This is a genomic window from Cohnella phaseoli (assembly GCF_003386235.1).
Taxonomy (GTDB): Bacteria; Bacillota; Bacilli; order Paenibacillales; family Paenibacillaceae; genus Cohnella; species Cohnella phaseoli.
The window spans coordinates 1-21,991 of record NZ_QRDZ01000025.1; the positions used below are offsets into that span (position 1 = coordinate 1).

Annotated in this window: 19 protein-coding genes; 4 read left to right on the forward strand and 15 right to left on the reverse strand. The window is 54.8% G+C overall.

The genetic code is table 11. The features are described from left to right. Positions 1 to 358: 358 nt before the first annotated feature. The 9 genes from DFP98_RS26120 to DFP98_RS26160 form a co-directional block, all read right to left on the reverse strand. Complete coding sequence (locus tag DFP98_RS26120; RefSeq protein WP_116063578.1) at positions 359 to 1,192, reverse strand: carbohydrate ABC transporter permease; 834 nt, start codon at positions 1,190 to 1,192, stop codon at positions 359 to 361. After that, entirely contained in the window at positions 1,189 to 2,067 is an 879-nt protein-coding gene (locus DFP98_RS26125) for a carbohydrate ABC transporter permease (RefSeq protein WP_391572995.1), read from the reverse strand. Before DFP98_RS26125 ends, DFP98_RS26120 begins: the two co-directional genes overlap by 4 nt. A gap of 181 nt (positions 2,068 to 2,248) precedes the next feature. Continuing rightward, positions 2,249 to 3,550, reverse strand: a complete 1,302-nt coding sequence (locus DFP98_RS26130) for an ABC transporter substrate-binding protein (protein WP_116063580.1) — start codon at positions 3,548 to 3,550, stop codon at positions 2,249 to 2,251. A gap of 106 nt (positions 3,551 to 3,656) precedes the next feature. Then, positions 3,657 to 4,736 carry a response regulator transcription factor gene (locus DFP98_RS26135; protein WP_116063581.1) on the reverse strand — a complete coding sequence of 360 codons (1,080 nt, stop codon included), beginning with the start codon at positions 4,734 to 4,736 and terminating at the stop codon, positions 3,657 to 3,659. Beyond that, positions 4,733 to 6,589 carry a sensor histidine kinase gene (locus tag DFP98_RS26140; protein WP_116063582.1) on the reverse strand — a complete coding sequence of 619 codons (1,857 nt, stop codon included), beginning with the start codon at positions 6,587 to 6,589 and terminating at the stop codon, positions 4,733 to 4,735. The genes DFP98_RS26135 and DFP98_RS26140 overlap by 4 nt, the downstream gene beginning before the upstream one ends. A 90-nt stretch (positions 6,590 to 6,679) precedes the next feature. Continuing rightward, positions 6,680 to 7,414: a 6-phosphogluconolactonase gene (locus DFP98_RS26145; protein ID WP_220377172.1), complete on the reverse strand. Its 735-nt coding sequence runs from the start codon at positions 7,412 to 7,414 to the stop codon at positions 6,680 to 6,682. 12 nt (positions 7,415 to 7,426) lie between these two features. Next, complete coding sequence (locus DFP98_RS26150; protein WP_116063583.1) at positions 7,427 to 8,725, reverse strand: family 4 glycosyl hydrolase; 1,299 nt, start codon at positions 8,723 to 8,725, stop codon at positions 7,427 to 7,429. Positions 8,726 to 8,753: 28 nt separating this feature from the next. Beyond that, a complete protein-coding gene (locus DFP98_RS26155; protein ID WP_116063584.1) occupies positions 8,754 to 9,737 on the reverse strand; it encodes an N-acetylglucosamine kinase in 984 nt (327 codons plus the stop codon). Positions 9,738 to 9,839: 102 nt separating this feature from the next. Continuing rightward, a complete protein-coding gene (locus DFP98_RS26160; RefSeq protein WP_116063585.1) occupies positions 9,840 to 10,700 on the reverse strand; it encodes an AraC family transcriptional regulator in 861 nt (286 codons plus the stop codon). A gap of 243 nt (positions 10,701 to 10,943) precedes the next feature. On the opposite strand from DFP98_RS26160, the gene DFP98_RS26165 reads away from it, so the two are divergent. Then, a complete protein-coding gene (locus tag DFP98_RS26165) occupies positions 10,944 to 11,390 on the forward strand; it encodes a hypothetical protein (protein ID WP_116063586.1) in 447 nt (148 codons plus the stop codon). Between the two features lie 46 nt (positions 11,391 to 11,436). Here the strand turns inward: DFP98_RS26165 and DFP98_RS26170 are convergent, their stop codons facing one another. Then, the gene (locus DFP98_RS26170) at positions 11,437 to 12,918 is read right to left on the reverse strand and encodes an alpha-L-fucosidase (RefSeq protein ID WP_116063587.1); all 1,482 of its coding nucleotides are present in this window, start codon (positions 12,916 to 12,918) and stop codon (positions 11,437 to 11,439) included. A 149-nt stretch (positions 12,919 to 13,067) separates the two neighbouring features. Between DFP98_RS26170 and DFP98_RS26175 the strand changes: the two genes are divergently transcribed. Then, positions 13,068 to 13,856, forward strand: coding sequence for a helix-turn-helix transcriptional regulator (locus tag DFP98_RS26175; RefSeq protein WP_116063588.1), 789 nt, complete (start codon positions 13,068 to 13,070; stop codon positions 13,854 to 13,856). An 8-nt stretch (positions 13,857 to 13,864) separates the two neighbouring features. On the opposite strand, the gene DFP98_RS26180 is transcribed toward DFP98_RS26175, so the two are convergent. The 4 genes from DFP98_RS26180 to DFP98_RS26200 all read right to left on the reverse strand — a co-directional run bounded on the left by DFP98_RS26180 (position 13,865) and on the right by DFP98_RS26200 (position 18,585). Continuing rightward, positions 13,865 to 14,956, reverse strand: a complete 1,092-nt coding sequence (locus tag DFP98_RS26180; protein ID WP_116063589.1) for a GerAB/ArcD/ProY family transporter — start codon at positions 14,954 to 14,956, stop codon at positions 13,865 to 13,867. A 279-nt stretch (positions 14,957 to 15,235) separates the two neighbouring features. Continuing rightward, a complete protein-coding gene (locus DFP98_RS26190; protein ID WP_246016733.1) occupies positions 15,236 to 16,435 on the reverse strand; it encodes a Ger(x)C family spore germination protein in 1,200 nt (399 codons plus the stop codon). Between the two features lie 17 nt (positions 16,436 to 16,452). Continuing rightward, positions 16,453 to 18,033 (reverse strand): spore germination protein, encoded by a 1,581-nt coding sequence (locus DFP98_RS26195; RefSeq protein WP_116063592.1) that lies wholly within the window; start codon positions 18,031 to 18,033, stop codon positions 16,453 to 16,455. A gap of 252 nt (positions 18,034 to 18,285) precedes the next feature. Continuing rightward, positions 18,286 to 18,585 carry a hypothetical protein gene (locus tag DFP98_RS26200; protein WP_116063593.1) on the reverse strand — a complete coding sequence of 100 codons (300 nt, stop codon included), beginning with the start codon at positions 18,583 to 18,585 and terminating at the stop codon, positions 18,286 to 18,288. 222 nt (positions 18,586 to 18,807) lie between these two features. On the opposite strand from DFP98_RS26200, the gene DFP98_RS26205 reads away from it, so the two are divergent. Beyond that, on the forward strand, positions 18,808 to 19,377 hold the full coding sequence (locus DFP98_RS26205) for a TetR/AcrR family transcriptional regulator (RefSeq protein WP_181917953.1): 570 nt from the start codon (positions 18,808 to 18,810) through the stop codon (positions 19,375 to 19,377). A 236-nt stretch (positions 19,378 to 19,613) separates the two neighbouring features. Then, positions 19,614 to 20,960, forward strand: a complete 1,347-nt coding sequence (locus tag DFP98_RS26210) for an ankyrin repeat domain-containing protein (RefSeq protein ID WP_181917954.1) — start codon at positions 19,614 to 19,616, stop codon at positions 20,958 to 20,960. 110 nt (positions 20,961 to 21,070) lie between these two features. On the opposite strand, the gene DFP98_RS26215 is transcribed toward DFP98_RS26210, so the two are convergent. Then, the gene (locus DFP98_RS26215; RefSeq protein ID WP_116063596.1) at positions 21,071 to 21,964 is read right to left on the reverse strand and encodes an alpha/beta hydrolase; all 894 of its coding nucleotides are present in this window, start codon (positions 21,962 to 21,964) and stop codon (positions 21,071 to 21,073) included. Between the last annotated feature and the right edge of the window lie 27 nt (positions 21,965 to 21,991).

The window sequence follows — 21,991 nt, forward strand, 5'->3', positions numbered from 1 at the left end:
CCTTTTTTGAAGAAATGATGGATAACGCGTCATTTCTACAATAAAGGAGCTTTAATGCGTTTGGCTACGAGAAAACAATCATAATATTCCTTATACAGGTAATTATGGAGATCGTTTTTTTCATGTTAGGTTTGATGCATGACTAGTGACTTTCTTAGCCTTCGCTCCACGATCGGGAGGGCGCAAAGGCACTTTCTTGGCCTTCGCTCCACAGTCGGGATGGCGCAGAGGCACTTTCTTGGCCTCCGCTCCACCTTCTCTTCGAACAAATATGCCAGTCCAGCTCTCCACCTCAATCTCGCATCACCGCTTGAGTAGCGGCAGTTCCATACGACATTTTCATTTTTACGGAAAGGACTTATCCCTTCAGCGCGCCGTCGGCGATCCCTTGCAGAATCCACTTCTGGAACGCGATAAAGAAGGCGAACACGGGAACGGCGGTCATGACAAGCGAGGAAAGAATGCTGCCCCAATCCTTCGTATACTGTCCGAAGAAGCTGTTCGTCGTCAAAATAAGCGTGTACTTGTTCACGTCCGTCAGCATGAGCAGCGGAAGCAGGAAGTCGTTCCAGATGTAGAGCACGTTAAGAATCGCCAAGGTGACGGTAATCGGCTTGAGCAGCGGCAGAATAATTCGGAAGAACGTATACAGCTCGCCAGCCCCGTCCATCTTGGCCGCCTCTTCCATTTCTTTCGGAATGCCTTTCACGAACCCGTGATACAGAAAAATGACCATGTTCAAGCTGAGTCCGACGTACATGATCCCGAGTCCTGTCGTCGAGCCTTGCAGGTGCAGCGACTTGGCTACTTGAGACAATGTGATCATAATGACGTGGAACGGAATCATCATCGAAGAGAGGAACAGGAAGAAGATGAACCCGCTCAGCTTGCCCGGCGTCCGGGACAGTTTATATCCGGCCATTGCCCCGAGCAGCAGCATGCCGACGACCCCGATTATCGTCACCGTCAGCGAATTGCCCAGACTTTTCAACAGATCGATGCTGTGAAAAACGTTAATGTAGTTGTCGAAGCCAAAGCTGCTCGGCCATGCGAGCACGGACGAGAAAATCTCCTTTTGCGTCTTGAACGAATTGACGACCGCCATATAGATCGGAAGAGCGAAGAAGACGGCCATGACGGCAAGGATGACGACGGATACGGCGCGAAACGCAATGTTTCCCTTGCTGCTCATGCTTCGATCTCCCTCCTCTTCATGACCCGTACCTGAACGATCGTGATCACCAGAATGATCAGGAACAGGATCATCGCCTTGGCGTTGGCGTATCCGAACCGGTAATTGTAATTAAATGCTTCTTGGAAAATGTTCAGCGAGACGACTTCCGTCTTCCTCGCCGGCCCGCCGCCGGTCAAACCGAAGATGACGTCGAACGAGTTAAACGCCGAGTTGAGCGTCAGGAACAGACAGATCGTCACCGTATGCATGATCATCGGAAGCGTCACCGAGCGAAGCATCTGCCAGCCGTTGGCGCCGTCGATGCGCGCGGCTTCTTTAATATCCTGCGGTACGCCTTGCAAACCGGCGATGTAGATGATCATCATATACCCGACGCCTTGCCATAAGGAAACGATCAGAATCGAATAGAAGGACACTTTCGGATCGCTCGTCCAGGCTTGATCCAGGAAAGAGAAAGCCGCCTGCTCGGCAAGCTCCGGCAGCAGCTTCGTGAAGATGAACGTCCACATGAAAGCGCCGATGATCATGCTAATCAGGTTCGGCATGAAGAAGATCGTGCGGAACAGTCCCTTCGCCCGCTTCCGGGATTCGATGAGCAGCGCTAGCAGCAGCGCGATTCCGTTCTGCAGCACGACCATCAAAAATACGTACTTAAATGAAAACATCAGCGATCGGATAAATTCCTTATCCTTGAACGCCTCGATGTAATTGACGAATCCGACGAACTTGTACGACTTGGCCAGACCGTTCCAATTCGTAAAGCTATAGCTCATGCCGCCCAGCATCGGAATGACGATGAAGATGAGGAACACCAGCAGCGCCGGGGCGACGAAAGCGAAGAACCAGGCGTATTGGCGAATCGTTCGCGTCAATTCGATACCCTCCTTTATTTCAGAAGCTGTCCTATAAGCAAAGGAGTCATACATAAAGATGACCGACAGAGAAGGTAGCCATGCATGTATCTCCCTCCGCTGCTCACTCCAGGAGACACATGCACTCGTTTCTTTTATCGATCATCTTTGTATGGACTACTTATGGGACAGCCTCTTCTTTCTATTGTTTGTTCAACTCGTTGGCGTCCTTCCAGGCCTTGTCCATCGCTTGCACGACCTGCTCGGCGGTCATATCCTTGGCGTAATAGCCTTGGAACAGCGTCTCGGAGACGTTCTTCACGCCGGAAGGAATGCGCGGATCGTCGTACGCCTTGCCGGCGGACGCGTAGCCCGTAACATCCTCGATCCAAGGGTAAGGCGAGAACGTATGGCTTTCAGCGACCGGATTAAACATCATGCTTTGGTAAAACGCGCTGGAGTCCTTCTGGTCCAAAATGTAGTTGACGAGATCAAGCGCAACTTCTTTATTTTTGCTGTCCGGTGCAACTCCGATTGAGGTAGACGTGGACAGGTTCAGCAGCGTCGACTTCGGATCGTCGTTGATGGGCATCGGCGCGACGCCGAGCTCGAAATCCGGATCGTTCTTGAGAATCGCTTCCGCAAACCATGGACCTTGAGCCGGCCACATCGCGATGTTGCCTTGGGCGAATTCCGCCGTCGCTTGGTCCCCGTCAAGCTCGAATACCTTCTTGCCGCCGTAATCGCGAAGCATGTCCATCGTGTCCGTGAGCCCTTTCAGCTCCGCGTACGAAGCTGTGCCCTCGTTCATCCGGTCGACGAACCCCGGGTTCGCAGAGCTGTTCAAGGCGCCGACGGCCAGCGTCGGGAAGCTCTCGGCCATCCAGGATTCCTTAAGCGCGATCATGAACGGCTGAATATCCTTCGCCTTCAGCTCGTCGGCGAGCTGCTTCATCTCGGTTACCGTCTCCGGCAGCTTCAAGTTGTTCTCGCGGAAAATTTTCTTGTTGTACAGCATCCCCCATCCGACGCTCTCCAGCGGAACCGCCAGCACCTTATCGTCGAAGGTGACGCCCGACTTCACGCCCTCGAGCAGTTGGCCGACGAACGGCTGATCGCTCAAGTCCTCCAAATATCCGGCGCGGTAAAATCCGGGAATGTCGTTCACCGCGTGTAACGTGAAGACGTCGGGGCTGTCGCCGCCGGACATCCGCGATTTCAGAATCTGATCGGCGGTATCGGCGCTCGGCATTTCCAGGCTGATCTTGACGTTGATGTTTTTCTCGGCGAGCTCTTTTTTCTTAAATTGCTCGAAATACTGTTCGAATTGGTTTTTGAACCGGGGCAGGCTGACGAATACCTTCAGGTCAACGTCCTTCGCCTTGCCTGTATCGCCGTTACCGGACGCTGCCGGGGAACTGTCGTTCGTATTGCCGTTCGAGCCGCAGGCGGACAGGGTGCCGGCCATCAGCGTCGCCGCCAGCACAAGAGATAACTTTCTCATTTTGGTGAAACCTCCTTAGTCAAGGGGATAATCTGATCTGAATTCAGTATAGCAAGGGCAGCAGGGCCTGAAATCAGAGGATATTGGCCTTGGAGCTAGGATAATATTAATGCGCGACAGACATCCTGTCCCTCATCCCGCCGGGCGTCTCCCCGTAATGGCTCTTGAACAGCCGGTTAAAATACGTAACGTCCTCGTAGCCGACCGCCTGAGCGATCGACTTGATCTTCAGATCGCTGGAGCAGACCAATTCCTTAGCCTTCCCCATTCGCAGACCGATTACGTAATCGGTCAGATTGCCGCCGAATTTCGCTTTGAACGCCTTGCTGAGATACTCCTTGCTCACGTAGAACGCGTCCGCGACCGTCTCCAGACTGATCGGCTCATCGTAATGACGGTCGATGTATTTCCGCACTTCCTCCAGGTCCAGCTTGTCCTTCGGCTTGCGTCTGTCCGATTCTCGCTCGATGGCGGTCAGATAGAGATCGCCAAGCCTGCGCAGAGACTCGTCCGGTTCGGCATCGGCGTCCGTACGCAGCGTCCGCTCGGCGAGCTCCTGAATGGAGATTCCGGACGGGGTCAAATATTCCTCGAGCAGCAGGTAAAGCTCGACGTACACTTTGCGCACGCCAGCCTCTCCCGCTCCGAGTCCGGACAGCTCCTCGCGCAGTTTGCGGAACGCCTGATCGGCGGCATGAGCGTCGACCGCCTGCAGGTAGCGGCCAAGCTCGCGCTTAGCCCGGGAAGTCAGCTCCGTCAGCTCCTTGTTCTCATAATGAACGGTGAGCAGCTCGTCGTTGCGGAGCGCATCGCGCTTGCGCACTTCACGAGCGCAGTTAGCCAGCGCATCGTTCAATTCGTCCTCGTCGATCGGCTTCAGAATATAGGTCGAGGCCTTGTAGTCGATGGCGTGCTTCGTATATTGAAAGTCGGCGTGCCCGCTGATCACGATGACCTTGGCGTCGATGCCCCGTTCGTTCAGCCGCCGGATCAGCTCGGTTCCTTCCATGCCGGGCATTCGCATATCGAGCAGCACGATATCCGGACGCTCTGCCGCAATCAGCTCCCAACCGGCAATCCCGTCCTCCGCCTCGCCAACGATCGTGATCCCCAGCTCTTCCCATCGGCCGAGACTCCGGATCATTTTGCGGCTCCAGACCTCGTCGTCGATAATGACGGCCTTCATGGCTGTCCCTCCTCATTGTCCGATCTGGCGTTCGTCCGTTCTCCGCGCAGCTCGCTCTCCCGTTCGTCCTTAACACCGTCGCCCGGCAGCAGGATGCTTACTCGAGTGCCCGCGCCTTGTTCGCTCTCAATACGCAGTCCGAAGGCTTTGCCGAAATGCAGCTTGATCCGGGCATCCACATTGCGAAGACCGAGACTTTCGGCTTCCCGGAACAGCGTTCCGTTGTCCTCCAAGGAACGGCGAATCTCCGCGAGCCGCGTCGCATCCATGCCCGCGCCGTTATCCTCGATGCGGACGACGACCGTCTCGCCTTCCCGTTCGACGCCAAGACGAATGCGCCATTCCCCGAGCTGCTGCCCGAATCCGTGCTCGAACGCGTTTTCGACAAGCGGCTGCAGCGTCAGCAGCGGAATCGGCACCCCTGCGAACGTTTCCGGAAGCTCGACCTCGGAGACCACCTTGCTCGGGAACCTCGTCTCCTGGATATATAAGTAGTTGCGCATGTGCCGCCATTCCTCCCGCAGCGTCGTGACGTCGGGCCGATTGCGGATACTGTAGCGGAACATGCCCCCGATCGCCTTCACGACCCGATGAATTTCCGGAGCGTCTTTGTCCAGCGCCATGCCGCTGATGAGCTGGAGCGTATTTTGCAGAAAATGCGGATTGATCTGCGCTTGCAACGCCTTGACTTCGGCCGTGCGCTTGGCGATCGTCGCCTCGTACTCGAATTCGATCAGTCCTTTAATGTTGGCGACCATCGTCTGAAAGCTGTTCTCCAGAAGACCGATTTCGTCCTTGCGCTTCCGGTCAGCCACATAGTCGGACTTGATCCAATCGAGCTTGCGCATATAGCGGACCAGGTTCGTGATCGGATTCGTGACCTTGTAGGCGAATAAGATGGATAGCAGCAAGGAGGCCGCGACGAATACGGCGGCAATGCCGGCGCTGGCGCGGATAATCTCCCGGCCGCTTCGCACGACCTTCTCGTTAGGCATCACTTTCACGACGGTAAAAAACGTATAGGGGACGGGACGGCGAAAGACGTAGAAATCCCCGATTTTCTCGTAGGAAGACGGGCCGGCCAAGCGGCTCGCAAGATCGGTTGCCAAGCCCGCCGCCCCCTCGGCCGACGAAGGGGCATACAGTACTTCTCCGACATCATTGAGCAGATAGACCTCCGATCCGTCGTCGAACAGCACGCTTAGCATGCGGTCCATCATGCTCCACTTTACGTCGAGGGCGGCGTTGCCGAGCCGCTTGCGATCCTCGAACCGATTGATCGGCCGCATGATCGTAAAGCCTGCTTTAGCGGCGTCGTTCCGATATTCCAGATGGCTATGCTCCAGCTCGAACGATGTCCATGAATATTCCTCGAGCGAACGGTCGCTGCGGATGCCTTCCTGGTACGCGCTGGCGCTATAGGTTTTGCCGATGTTGACCACGTACAGAAGAACGCCGTTCAACACGCTCTGATTGGCATAGTAGACGGAGGATAACTTGTTCGTTATATAATCGTTGGCCCGATAAAACTGCGTGATATCGTCGTTGTCCAGCCGGCTCATCCGATCCGCGATTTTGTCGTCGATGACGATGGACGAGAGCATCTCGTTGAGTTGGCTGATTTTCTCGGACATGTATTCGCTCACGGTGGCGAGCTGTTCCCGGTTGAGATCGACGATCTCCCGCTCCATCGCGCCGGCCGACCGGGAGATCGCCATATAGGAAACCGCTGTGATCGGAAGCAAAGACAGCAGCAGCATGTACAGCAGCAGCCGGTTCCGAATCTTGCTCTGAAAGGGGGCGAGCAGCAGACGTCTCCAGCGTGCCCTCGCCCGATCGTTGTTCGGTGTCATGTCGTTCTCCTTGCCGGCCGGAAACGGCCAAGGCACCCCCCGGACGCAACCGGGGAATGCCTGAATGGTTAACTTATAAGTTCGTTTGCTTTATTCGTCGGGGTATGAGGCCTTGTCGACGATAATCGTTACGTCGCCATGGGTCCGCAAAAAGCTGGAAGGCACATTCTCGTCGATCGCCCCGTGCAGCGTCGCCTTCAAGATCTCGCGCTTGCCCGCTCCGGAAGCGAGCAGCAAAATTTTCCTCGAACCGAGCAGCACGTCCATTCCCGCGGTAATGCTCTCGCGCGGCACGCGGTCCAGCCCGCCCCAATAGGCGGCATTGCTGTGCAGGCTCTTCTCCGTCAGCGTAACGGCGCGCGTCGGGGAATCGGCTCGGGACGGCGGCTCGTTAAAACCGAGATGTCCGTTCGGTCCGAGCCCGAGAATCGTCGCGTCGATACCTCCGGCCCGCTCGACCTCAAGCTCGTATTCCCGCGCCGTGCGGGCCGGATCGTCCGTATTCTCGTCCAGCAGAACTAGCTGGTCTTCCCTCAGCTTCCAAGGCTCCACGACCGAACGGCGCAGCCAGCCTTCGAGCGAACGCGGGTCGTCGCTCGGAATGCCCAGATAGCCGTCCAGTTGGAAAGCGCGGATAGCGGAGAAATCGACCTTCTCCTCGCTGCGGAGGTCCGCCAGCCGCTCGTACATCCCCATCGGCGTGTTGCCCATCGCCAGCACGACGGATGCGTCCGGTTTCTCGCCGACGATGTTCGCCAGCCACTCGGCCGCCGCGCGGCTCATCGCTTCGTAGTCTTCGACAACGATCAGTTTCAAATTCGTCATGTCGGCTCCCCCTTATTTCAGCAAGCGCTCTGGCAAGTAGGCTTTGTGAGCTTGCGCCATCTCGTCGTACAGCTTCTCCGCGCGATCGATCGAGTACACGAGCGGGTGGCTGGCCAGCGCGCGAATTCCGTCGATGCGAGTGCCGCTCCATCCGGCTTCCGCAGTCAGCGCTTGATATTCGCCGAGCATCTTCACGAGACCCGCGGTTTGTTGCGGCATATGGCCTTGCGCGATCGGCGCGATGCCGTTGCGGTCCACGAAGCAAGGCACTTCGACGACGCGGTCGGCGGGGAAGTCCGCGATCGCCCCGTTGTTCGGCACGTTGCACGTCCACACTTCCTTGCGGTCGTTAAACACGGCGTCCATCACGTCGAAAGCCAGCTCAAGCTCGTGGATGCCGCCGCGGGAGCGGTTCGGATCCAGCTCCGGAGTCGCGCTCTCCGCTTGTTCCGTATAGTGTTTCCAATAATCCGGAACTTTCGCCAGAATGTCCTGCGAACGAGTCGTCGGCTTCGCTTGCAGCTGCTCAAGCACTTCTTCCTTGTAATAAAAGTATTGGAAGTAGTCGGCGGGAATCGAGCCCATCGTCACGGCCAGCTTCAGCATGCGCAATTGATGGCGGCTGACCGACGGGTCGTCCTTCAATCGCTCGTAGGCTTCCGCGAGCAGCGGCATGATGTCCTGCCCTTTGTACAGATGGCGGTTGGACCAGCAGTTATGGTTAAGGCCGATCATGGAGACGTCGAGATGAGCCGGGTCGAGGCCCGCGGTTTCCGCGATCCACTGCGGGAATATAATCGGACCTTCGCAGAGCGATACCGTCTTGATCGGACTGTGATGGGTAATCGCCTCGGATACGATGTTAACCGGGTTCGTGTAGTTAAACAGCCATGCGTTCGGGCTGATCGCTTCAATGTCCTCGACGATCCCCTTCAGGACGTGCAGCGAGCGCATCGCCATGAAGAAACCTCCCGCGCCTTGCGTCTCCTGGCCGATAAAGCCGTGCTTAAGCGGAATGCTCTCGTCCAGGTAACGGGCTTCGAAGCCGCCGGGACGGAAGCTGGTCAAGACGGCGTCGCTGTCCTGGAGCGCGGCTTTGCGGTCGAGCGTTGCCGTAATCTTGATGTTCGTGCCTTGAATGTCGGCCATCTTTTGCGCCATCTTGCGCACGATTTCCAGACGCTCTTCGTTCAAGTCGACGAGCACGATTTCGGAATCCTTGAAATTGTCTCCCTGGTGAATGAAGCTGGCCACGGTGCCCGCCGCACGAGTGCTGCCTCCGCCGATGTATACCATTTTGATTGCTGCCATTGTCGAATCTCTCCCTTGTTGTGCGTGTTTATGGTAAACGAATCAGACCTAGTTCCCTAACAGAGTCGGCCAGAGGCCGGCTATCCAGCGGATACTGTTCGCCGTTCAAGCGATCCAAAGCCAGCAAGGCCGCTCCGACGACCGGCTCGTAGACCGAATGGATAATCCGAACGCTTGGAAAATGTCTCTTCAATTCTTCCTCCACCGTCGTCCTTAGCAACGGAGAACGAGCCTTGAAGAGACTGCCCGACAAGACGATCTCCGCCTCTTGTGCCGGAACGCCATAATGCCGAAGTCCGGCCGTCACGTATTTCGCATTGCGTGTGCCGAACTCGACGATGAGACGGACGGCAACCTCGTCTCCGGCTTCCGCCGCCTCGAAGATAAGCGGCACGAGATGCTTGCGCGAGCCCAGCTTGCCCTGAATCCAACCTTCCATCAGCTCGTCCGTATTGTCCAAGCCGTAGCGACCGAGAATCAGCCGTTTCAAGTCGGTCGCCCGCTCCAGCCCGACCTCCGAATCGAGCGCGGCTCTCAGCGCCAAATTGCCCAGCGCCTCCCCGCCCGAATCTTCATCCCGGATATGGTAGCCGTAGACGAAGGGCGGCGCGCCCTGCCGTACGACCGCCGCATTCGTGCCGGTTCCGATACAGAGCACGGCTCCGGTCGCGGACGAAGTACCGGCGCGATAAGCGATGATACAATCGTTCTCGACTCGCACGTCCGGGATTCCCGTCGCGGCGATCAACGCCTCGCGCAGCAGCTCGTATTCGTACGGAAAGTCGGCGCCCGTCATCCCCGAGTGAAGACAGAGAACGTCTGCCGGCGCCGCGTTCGCGCGTTTCAGCGCCTCGCCGATCGCCTCGGTTGCCCGCTCCATACTATGGGCCATGCCGTTCGAGCTATGAAGACTTCCATCCGCGTATCCCGCGGAGAGCAAACGTCCTTGGAGATCGGACACGACGGCGACTGTCTTCGTACCGCCTTGATCCAATCCGATGATGTATTTCATGTTCAACACCCGCTAACTCGTTATGGCTTTTGTTGCGTAACTTAAGAATACCCTCCCGAGAGGAAGGGTTCTTCGCCAATACGACTAGGGACTAATGCAATCTTACTGCTTTTGTCGGCCTTCCCGGACTTGACTCGGCGTACGGCCGACATGGGTCGAGAACACCCGATTGAAATTGGACAGGTTATGGAAGCCGCACTCCGCGGCGATGTCGATGATTTTGCGTTCCGTGGATTCCAGCAGCTGAATCGCTTGTCCGATTCGAATCTGCAGGCAGTAATTGAGAGGAGAGGTGCCGACCGTCTGCTTGAAAATCGCGCTGAAGCGCGACGGGCTCAGATGGGCGATATCGGCCAATTCTTGGAGCGTCCAGGCGCGGACCGGATCCTCGTGGATCGCTTGCAGCACGGATCGCGCGAGCGATTGCTTCCCGCGAAGCCGCGACGCGGAACCGACCGGCGCCTTGGAGAAATTGCGGTTCACGTAGGCCAGAAACCGCGCGAGCTGCGCTCGCATAACGGCTCGATAGGAATCGGCTCGCGTTCGGTATTCTCGCTGCATGTCCAGCAAAAGCCCCCGAAGCTCGCCGATAGCCGGATTATCGCGGTCGAGCAAATTGTCGAAGCGGATATTCATCTCCGTGAACGGGGCAAGAATATCCGGCTCGTAGCGCTGATCGGCGGCGAACAGCGCCGAGTCGAATACGGTAACCTGCAGCACGAGGTCCCGCGTCTCGAACGCCCGGTGCAGATCGTTCGGCCCGAGCAGGATAATGTCTCCTTCGCGCATCGTGTAGGTTCGGCCGTTGATCAAATAAATGCCTTCGCCTTGCTTGACGTAATTGATTTCCAGACTGTCGTGCCAATGCAGCCGGTTGAAGTCAGGCACGACACCGATATTGTCGCTCACCTGCAGCGGGAACGACTTGGACAGATCGAGCCAATCCCTTTTAATCGTGCCCATCTTTCCCCCAGCCTTTCATTACAGGATCGAATAACTCCAACAATACTATAGCCGATCTTAAGAAATCAATGTCCGCCGCTTGGCGGATTCCCTTTTACGCACGGCCAATTCAGAAATTCATGGCTTCTCCAACAAATGTACGAATCTCCCCCGTCTTTCGTCTTGTCCGGCAAACCGTCCGGGACATATTTATAGTTCAGTACAACGTATTCAACTCATTTGAGACTGGAGTGTTCCAAGAACATGGCGATTCAAAGAACATCAACAGCAAGAAAGTGCAGGAGCAGACCTCATCCTAAACCTGCTAAGAGATGTATCATTCCAAGCAGAACCATTCAATTACTCCAGGCTCAAATTCAAGCACAGGCTGAGACCCAGCGGCAACTCGAAGCGCAGTTACAAGCACAGGCCCAGGCACAGCTGCAATACCAGACGCAAGTGCAGTCGCAGCTGCAGCAGCAAACGCAAACCCAACAACAAGCTCAAAACCAATTAGCAAATCAGCTGCAAACCCAGGAACAAATCCAGCAACAGCATCAATCGCAATTTTTTGCGCAAATTCAAGCGCAAATTCAGGCCCAACATCAAACGCAACTGCAGTTGCAATCCCAGATGCAATCTCAGTCAGAAAAAACTATCGTTAATATCTGTCGTTGTCACGAACCGCCTCCGCCCCCGCCTCCAACCTGAATGAATAGAGGGTTTCGCAATCTTAGCTGCAATCGTCGAATATCGCTCAATCCAGCGTAATTTTCAGGCAAACGGGATATTCCGTTTCGATGCTGCCGTTCACGCTCAATTCCAAGCCTTCAGCGCTTCGCCGAAACGAAACGGGATGATCGAATCCTAGCAGCTCTACATTGGCGATGTGGCCCTCGAACAGGGGGCCACCGGCCTTCAACACTTTAATGAGCACCTCGTTGTTTGCCGGCCAGCTAAGCACATTGGCATAGAGATAGGGAGCTTTATAGGTGAACCGGATATCCTCGCTTGTAAATGCAGCACGGTCCGCGTCTGTGAACGCTCCCTCCGGCACTTTAGTAGATCCTTCGCCGTAGATTTTCCAATAGGTCGTATCGTAGATCGACTCCCCGTTAACCTCCAGCCATTGTCCGATGCTGCGCAGCGCCTCCGCTTCCTCGGCGCAAATCGTTCCGTCCGATTTTGGACCGACGTTCAAAAGCAGGCAGCCGTTTTTGCTGACGATATCGATCAGATCGCAGACGATGTCGACCGGATTTTTGAAGTCGTTGTTGTTCGTGTAGCCCCAAGAGTTTTTGGCGATAGCCGTATCGGTCTGCCATAGCCGGGGACGGATGTCGCTTAGCTGCCCTCTCTCCACGTCGAATATCGCCGTTCCGAAGGCGAAAGCATCATACTTGTAATTTATCGCCACTTCAACGCCCCATTCTTGCGAACGGTTATAATAGTAGGCGGCGAACTTCTTGAGATACGGCTTAAACGCCAAGTTATGGATCCACCAGTCGAACCAGACGATCTTCGGCCGGTATTTGTCGACCAGCTCGCATGTGCGGACAAGCCAATCGTCCAGATGCTCCCGAGTCGGAGACGTGGAATAGATGTCATGCGTAGCCGAGATATCGCCAGTCGAATACAGCGGAGCCGCATAGCCGTATGGCTCCCGGAACGTCGTCTTTTGAATTCCGGAATCGAACTCCCTACCGCCGCCGAAGAACCAGTAATTTTCCGCCCGATGGCTCGAAGCCGTAAAGACGATGCCCTCCTTCTCCGCCGCTTCTCTCAATTCCCCTACAATGTCGCGCTTTGGCCCCATTTTGGCCGCATTCCATTCCGACGCTTCGCTGTCGTACATCTGAAAACCGTCATGATGCTCGGCTACGGGCATGATGTATTTCGCTCCGGCCGCTTTGAACAGGGTAATCCACTCGTCCGCATCAAATTTTTCCGCTCTAAAGCTCGGAATGAAATCCGCATAGCCGAAGTCTTTCGGCTCCCCGTACGTTGTCAGATGATGTTCATATTCCGGGGTTCCCTGCAAATACATATTGCGAGGATACCATTCGTTGCCGAAAGCGGGTACGCTGTAGACGCCCCAGTGAATAAAAATGCCGAACTTCGCGTTCCGATACCAGAGCGGCTCCGGATATTCGCTCAAGGATGTCCAATTGTCCTTATAAGCGCCTTGCCGAATGACTTCGTCTATCGTCCCCAAGTAGTTCTCGTGAAAGTTTTTCACCCGCCGCACCTCCGCAATTTAGCCGTTTCAAGGCTATTATAGCAATGCGGTTGGCGAATCCAAGGGCGTAAATGAAGCAGGATGTGGACGATATTAAGCCGATATGGTATGTTCCGAGAAGAGCCCTCATCCCTTCGGAGGAATAAAACATGAATAGCTTCGAACGCGCCACTCTTCACAACCTCGTATGCCGATATAATGTCTGCGCTCCCGATTGGGGAGAAAAGAACTGCATATATTCGTTCAACAAGTTTTATTATTTCATTGAAGGCGAAGCTACGCTCATTATCGGAGGCGATGTCTTCACGCCTTTGCCCGAGGAGCTATTTCTCATCCCCGCGCATACGAAGCACACCTATTTCCACAATCCGCAGAAACCGGTGCTCAAATACTGGTCGCACTTTAACCTTAATCTGGATCATGAACGGAAGCTGATCTATCATCCGGACACCGTCAGATGCACGATCCCTAAGCCGCGAATCGTTCCGATCTTCGAAACGTTGGCGCAGACCGATCTTTCTGCGAATCCGCTCGACGCCTTGACCGAGAAAACGGCCTTGCTGCAGCTCTTGAAGCTCTTCTTGGAACGGGTGGACCTGGTCAAAATATTGCCGGCGAACGAGAACGACTTCTCAAGCAAAATCAACGCCTATATCCGCAGCCATCTTCAAACGGAGATCACGTTGGTCGAGCTGGCCAACCTTGTCCATCTTCATCCGAACTATTTTATTAAAGCTTTCAAGAAGCACTTTAACTTAACGCCGATTGAATACGTCAATACGCTTCGGCTGCAGCGGGCCGCCAAGCTTTTAACGCAACAACCCCATCTGGGCGTGCAGCTTATCGCCGATAGGGTCGGGTATAACGATTATCGCTATTTCTCCCGTCTGTTCAAGAAGAAATACGGCGTATCGCCTTCACGGTATATGAGGGGCTGAGCCCTTTGTTAGAGCTTTTTCTTACGAACGGCGTACACGCCCAGCAACAGCAGCGGAAGCAACAGGCCGAAGGTCGCTCCGTATGGCATCCAAGCATGGGTGTATTCGATGTCGTGCTGCATGTTGGGATGAACGACTAGCGACATGGCGACCATCAGCAGTCCGAGCGGAAACACAATAGATTTGCTATTCTTTAGCCCGAACACTTGCGCCAGGCTCTCGACGGCCCCATAGAAATAAAAAGTCAGCCTATAAAAAATCGAAATAAACCACATAATGGCCATCACGATTTCGATCCGCTGCAGGAAATGACCGACATTGATTTTTTTGGCGAGCGCGTAGCTGGGAAAGGTTTGAATGGACGTGATCTCGACGCCAAGCACCAATATGCACAAAGCGATAATCGTGACGATAACGACGCCGCCGATTATCGTCCCTTTATAAAAAGCTTTGCTCGCCTCCTTCGGCCTATCGACGCAGGAAGGAAAAATCATCAGCAGCACAAACGAAGGGAACGATAAGACGCTAATAAAATATAAGGTAGCCCATGTTAAGCTATTCATTTTCGTTTCCAGGACGGGTTGAATGCGATCGAACTCGATTTGAGGCGACACAAACACGACCAAAATAATAAACAACACGATAAACAATACAAACATCAGCTCTGCGGTACGCGCCAACGTTTCGATCCCGAGCCGGATTCCCATGACGATAATAAGAGCAAATAAAATATTCAGCGACAGAAGCGGCGTATTCGGCATCGACTGCGTACTCATGAAGTTTCCGATGTAATACAGCAACTCCGAAGAGTTCACGAAGCAAAAAAAAGCGAAGGCGAGAATCACCGCTTTGCCAATCCACTTGCTAAGCAGCCACTCCAACTTTTCGACTAATGTTTTGTCCGGAGCAAGCCGGCCGACGGCAACATACAGACCAATGAAAGGGAGGGAGATTACGGTTCCGATCAGGGGGACGATCCAAGCGTCCTGCTTGGCAATAGCGGCGAGCTCTGCGGGAATAACAAGTATTGGCGTCCCTATGGCGAATATAGCGACGATCAAGCAGAATTGCCGAACGCTTATTTTTTCCTTCCTGATCATGTCCAAGCCTCTCCCTTGTTGCCAGGCGTCACCTGCTAATTCTAAGCGCATTCTCGATGAATCGGCCAACCGGACTATAGATGTAATTGATCCAATCGATTGGATTCGGAATCACGATGTGCAAGCTCAGCGCAATGCTTATTCCAGTTCCCATGATTAGCAATAGCGAAAAAACCCATAGCTCCCTGATTTGCCTCTTTTTTAGCAAGGGAGGGACCTCAAGAAAAACAAGAAACGCGACCACCGCAACGATTCCCGTTAGCGCAAGCATCGGCTTCCTTACTCCTTTAAATCGTTGAGGAACGATTCCCCGACTGTCCCGATCTGTCTAATCTTCACGTGAACCTTATACCGGACCGGCAGCTCCGCAAAAATATGATCCCAGTCATCCTTTGCCGTCTTCCAATAACCCGGGTTCGCCCGATGCATCGCCACTCCGAAGCCGAAGATGTCGCTCCTCAGTTTTTTCGCTTTTTGCAGGGCCTGTTCGGAGTGTCCGATCACCATTTGCGCGGTTCTTTTCTCCAGCTCGGCAATCGTCTTCGTCTTGGTCAATTCCAGCTTGCATTCCACATCCGCTACGTTGGCATCCATATACATCGTCACTTCCGCCTCCGGCTCGCCGTTTCTCACTTTGCCTTTAATGCTCGCCTTGGCTCGAATAATTTCGATCCCCAGTCTCCCGCCCTCCGGACAAGACGCTTCAATGACCGTGCTATTCAGCCTGTCGGTAATATTGCTGAAGCCTTTGCTCTCCGGTTCGTTCAGCCATCCGACCAGCTTATCTTCCCGGAATACGGCGATGCCCTTATATTGCAGCTGCGCTTTCGTATCCGGCGATTCTAGATTCGTTTTCTTCTTGCCTTCCGCCTCGTCCCCCTGAATGACAATGCCCGTTAAAGCCGCTTGGATTCCGGGATTCACGATATTCGTGATGAGCTCATCCAGTTGAACGGATACTGTAGGAGCCCAAGCTTTCTCCGAAACTTCCAGGGACGTAAACATTTTCGTCGCCGGAATTTTCTCAATGGGAGTTAGAACGTTAACGATGTTATGAGCGGTTGTCCCCTTCGCCACCACGATATAGAAGTCGGTTCGCCCCTCCTGGTCGCGCGACATGAGATCAAGCGTCTTGGCGATCCCCTGTCTCGCTAATTGCTCGCCGATCACCATAATCCGCAGATGAGCAAAATAAAGCTTACGCGGCGTTACCGTCGTCATTTTGCGGATCGCCCCGAAAACGGTATCCCCCTTCGCATGAAAGGTCGTAATCGGCGATCGGCCGCTGCTTGTTCCTTTCCCTGTCGCGACTTCGCTGGTATCGACGACTTGAACGGTTACGAGAAATTGGTCATCCACCCTATCGATCCCGAGCGCCGCTACGATCGCAAGATCGTTAAGCTCGCGGCGATTCCAACAGCCCGTAATAATAGAGGTCAGGAACATTAGAAGCAACAACAGAGCCGTTGTCTTGGTCACTGCCAAGCCTCCGCCTTTCATGGCTTCGGGGGCTCCGGCTTGGCCTCTTTCGGAGCTTGCTGGCGATTCACGTTGTTCTTGTTAATGAGCCGCGGACGGGAGACCAGGGCCCAGTGGGGGAGCCTGAATATCGCATCCCTCTGGTCGGCCATAATCATCGGGGCAAACGGGCTCATATAGGGAACACCGAACGAACGCAGGCTGCATACATGCAGCGTAAGAGCGAAGATACCAACGATGATGCCGTACAGACCGAAGCTGGCCGCGAGGCCCATCAGAGGAAATCGCAGCATTCGGATCGTATTGGCCATGCTGTACGATGGAAACACGAAGCTGGCGATCGCGGTCGTCGACACGACGATAACCATCACCGCGGATACGATGCTCGCCTCGACTGCCGCTTGCCCGATCACGAGCGTGCCGACAATCGATACCGCCGGCCCGATCGTGCGCGGCATCCGCAATCCTGCTTCCCTCAATACTTCAAATGCGACCTCCATCATGATGGCTTCGATGAAGGCGGGAAACGGGATGCCTTCCCGCTGCGCGGCCAAGCTGATCAGAAGCTGCGTCGGAAGCATCTCTTGGTGGAAGGTCGTGATGGCGACATACAAGGACGGGCCGAACAAAGCGATAAATACGCCGAGATAACGCAAAAGGCGGATCAGCGTGCTGACATCGGAGCGATGATAATAATCTTCCGCGGAATGCAGGAAGGAAACAAACAACGCCGGAACGATGAGCACGAACGGTGTGCCGTCTACTAGAATGGCCACTTTCCCTTCCAGCAGCTCTGCGGCGATCACATCCGGCCGCTCGGAATTGTAGACCGTCGGGAACGGCGTATACGTGTCGTCTTGGATCAGCTCCTCGATATAGCCGCTTTCCAAGATCCCGTCGATATCAATGCGATCGAGACGATTGCGTACTTCCTCCACCACCTTATCGGCGGCGATTCCCATTATGTACATAATTGCGACATCGGTCTGGGTAACGCGTCCGACCTGTCTCGTCTCCAGCCGCAAATTCGGATCCTTGATCTTGCGCCGGACCATCGCCGTATTCGTCCGCAGGGTTTCCGTAAAAGCTTCTTTCGGTCCCCGCACGACCGATTCGGACGTCGTCTCGGCGATGCCGCGATCTCTCCAGCCTCTTGTTGCGGCCGCGATCGCGGTCGTATATCCTTCGATCAGAATTACGCTCTCCCCGGATAATAAAGCCTTGTACAGTTCTCCGAAGGAATCGATTTCGTTCAGTTCGCTGGTCGCCAGAATATATTTCTTTAGAGCCGCCAGCGCATCCGAAACTTCGGGTCTGCCTTCCGAAACAGGCAAGCGGTCGTCGAGCATGGTCGCTTCCAATATAAAATCGGAGATGGCAAGCTTATCGGCGAGACCGTCCGTATAGAGGACCGCGATAGGGACACCGCTTGCGAGCATAACTTCGCGTATGACGATATCGCTGCTTCCGCCAAGATCGTTAACGACCGTTCGAACATTATCTTGAAGGCTGGACAGCAGCATCCGCTTATCTGCGGGCTGTTCCTTTGTTCTCTTGCCCGCGGACTTGGACCGTTTCCATATCTTATTGTTGTTCATATCGGTCACCCACAAGAATGGCATTCTTGTAGCCCAGTATGGTCCTTTACCGACAGTTTTAATCTGGATTTTCCCTTGAACGACAAAAAAAGCCGCAGATCGCGCGCGATGTTTCCTTCGCGGATTTACGGCTGATTCCTCGTTTCTTTCCTACAATCTGTGTGAGAAAGTCATCCGGTAGAGCGATGCCCGAAGCTCGAAGGGAACCGGGAAGAAATGCGCATTTCCTTTATAGCAGATGAGGTTTCGGCATTAGGCGGTCACTTGGAAATGAACCTTCGTCACCGCGCTCTTGTTGCCGTTCGCATCCAACGCGTACAGTTCAATTTCGTAGGTCTTTACCTGTGCCTCCCACGGAATCGCGTACGACCACGAGAACGAACGGTCGCCCTCCTTTTTCATCACATCGTAAATTCCGTATGCGGGAATTCGCAGCACCGATCGATCCAGAGCCGCTCCCTCATCCCCGTACTCGACCGTCATCATCACGCGTTCGCCTCGCTTGCCGACTTCCGGTTTGAAGCTGACTCTAGCTTCCTCATTTTGATTCATGTCCATTCCCCTTTCAAATTTGTACTGACCAGTCAGTTCAATTCAATCATAAGGCGGATAACCCTGTCCTGTCAATGAAAATTGCACATCAAGCAAAAAGGGACGAAGCAGAGGGCGAAAAGGCGGTGAAGCTGCCCCTGAGCGGGTTTGCAGACACGCCCTAATTCGCGGATATGCTATACTGGGGAAAATAACCGCTGCGCAGGAAGGGACCGATCACCGGTGAGCAGAAACAAAATCGTCGATGCCGCGATTAAGCTTTTCTCCGAGCTGGGCTATCATCGCACGAGCATGGACGACATCGCCAAAGAGGCCAATGTCGCCAAAGGCACGCTTTACTATCATTTCTCGGGCAAAGGCGAGCTGTTCGAGACAATCGTTAACGACGGCTTCGCCATGCTGACGGAGAAAATCCGCCAGGAGCTGGCGGAAGACGCGCCGGCCGACCGGCAAATCGAAAGCATCGTTCGCAGGCACGTCGAGTTGTTCCTGCAATATAGCGAACTCGTTCATATTATTTCCAACGAGATTACGAACGGGATCGAGCCGGACATTCTGGAACGAATCGTCCGACGCAAGCGCGATTACATTGCCTTCGTAGCCGACGTCCTTCGGCGCGGCCACGAGGACGGGGAATTAAACGAGCTGCCCTACGAGCTGGCGGCGTCGGCCATGCTCGGTCTTATAGAGAGCGCGGTATTGCACGCCGTCAGACATCCGGAGACGGGAACGGACAAGCTTCATGCGACGATCAACGCCTTCGTGCTTCCCGCTCTGCTGCGGAAGAAATAGCCGTCTGACCGAGGATTATGCGATATCCCGCACGATTTGTAATCCAACCGTAACATGACTCTCATCTGATCTTCATGTTCAAGGGTTACAATACAGACATGACCCCCCTTTTCAATAATATATACTTTGAGGCTAGCGGCCGATGCCGCTGGCCTCCTTTTTTTGTCTTGGGGAACTTCCGTAATAACGTTACAATAGATTTCGAAAATCATTAGGAGATGGCGGAGAGAACTAAGATGCGTAAATTATGGGGAGTCGCGTGGATTGCGCTGATGCTCGCTTTCGTCGGTTGTTCTTCCGGCGCGCAGCAGGAACGCAGCGTGCAAAGCGACAGCTTATTCAAGCTGTCGACGGCAATTTTGGCGAATGACTGGGAGGAAACAGTCGGGTACGACCGGATGCTTGTGTTGGTTCGCGGAATTCTGAAGGATTGGAGAGATCAGGGACAAGAGGTGTATTCCGTATCCGCCGACACGGACGAGGAAGCCGAGCTTTGGACCCAACTGGTGCTGATGTACTTCTCCTCGAAGGAGGGACGCGATTCCACGTTGCTTGAAGCGATGGAGTTTTTCCGCGCCAATCAAGAGAAATTGAAGGAGCCGGCGACAGCGAGCACGGAGAAAGACGTTGAACCCGCTACCGAAGGCAACCCCGTAAGCGGCAATAAGCAGACGGCGAAGACTGACGGAGAACAGGCGCTGGGAGATGCAATATTTGAAGGGGATATAGAGGAGGTCGGACGGCTGCTGCAGCAAGGAGCCGATCCGAACGCGAACGACGCTTACGACATACCGATGCTGCTAGCTGCGATCTACCGTGCCGATATGCCTTCGGACATGCCTGACCCTGAGCTGCTCCAGGCAGGCCGTCAGAAATCTCTGAAAATCGTTGAACTGCTGCTGGCTCACGGCGCCGATCCGAATGCCCGGAACCCCGAAGGAGATCACGCGCTCGTTGCCGCCAGCAGCCTGTTGCCGGATGCCTGCGTCCCGCTCCTGGAAGCCGGGGCCGATCCGAACGCGACAGATCGGTTCGGAAATTCGGCACTCTATTATGCAGTAGACGACCCCCGCTTGTTCAAACAATTACTTAAGCATGGCGTCAACCCCGATACGGTCAATAACGAGGGCGCTACCGTCTACGACAGAGTCCGGGAACGCAACGCCGTCGACACTGCCGGACTGATCGGCATGGAGCTGGAGGAACAGGAACTAACGCCTCCCAGCGAAGATGCAAGTATCGTGTTCCATTATGTAAAAAACGGTCTGACTCCCGCCAAAGCGCTAACCGCCTTCGGCAAAAAGCCTTACAAATTCACAGACGAGTTGGACGGATCCGAAGTTTGGGCCTACGCTTACGCGCAGTCAGGCCTTAAGCAACCGGTCAACGCAGCTGCGGTCGGTCAGGAAGACCTGGCCGCCGGCGAAGCAAGCCTGATGCTGTATCTACACTGGACGAAAGATCGGAATATGGCGTATTGTATGATTTCCGTTCCCGGTCCGGACCATAACGTCTACGGTTACACGGTACTGCCCGGCGATCGGAAAGCAATCGGGTCAATCGTTTTTGTAATCGAACCGTAATATGACTTTCATCTGTTCTTCATGTTCAGGGGGTACAATACAAACATGACCCCCCTTTTCAATAATATATAACTTGAGGCTAGCGGCCCGTTGCCGCTAGCCTACTTTTTTTATTCAAGCGAATGCAGCGATTGGCTGAAAAAGGTCGTCACTGTCGGCCAAAATGCGGGATCGCGATCCGAAGCGCTATGTCCCTCCGCATTTACGAACAAGTGGGGATGATTCGGCGTGCGGGATAAAATGAGCTGGAGCTCTTCCGGAGGTATAAAACCGTCCTTGCGCGAGTGAACGAGCAGCACCGGCGTTCGGCGCGTACTCGCGTTGTCGTTCAGAATACGCACGGGATCGGCCCGTTTCAGCATCGAACGCGGAATCCGACTGCGCCACAGCATCACGTTCGGAACGAGCTGCGCCAGCGGGAACTGCGGCAGCTTGCGCCGACGAAGCTCGGCGCCGATCATCGTGGACAGTCTGACCGGCATCGAGTCGGTAACAAGCGCGGCGATCGGGGCGCCCGCATCCAGCGCAAGCACCGCCCCGAAAGCGCCAAGGGAGTGACCGATGACGCCGATTCGCGCCGGGTCGACTTCCTGCCGCCGCAGCAGCCAATCGATGGCCGAGAGCAGATCGTCGCGGAACTGAAGGCCCGTCGGGGTTTTATAGTAATCGCTGTCCCCGTGGCTGCGAGCGTCATACATCAGAATCGAATAGCCCTGCTCGCGGAGCGGAAGCGCATACCTCATTACCCGCGAACGATTGGAGCTCCAGCCGTGCGCAACGACGATAGCCGGTCCCGGCGCGGACGAGGACTGCTGCGGCATAAACCAGCCCTTCAACGTTGCTCCTCCGCTTTTCCAATCCGCTTCCTCGTAAGGTGCCGGAGGGCAAGCCTCATTCGGAACCAGCCGAGGCCGTTGCGCCTTCACCGTAATCCCGTACAGCGCTGCCGCGGCGCTTCCCGTAAATGCTCCAGCGCTCCCGATCATCCATGCGAGAATCGACATACTGCTCCCCTCCGTTACGAAAACATG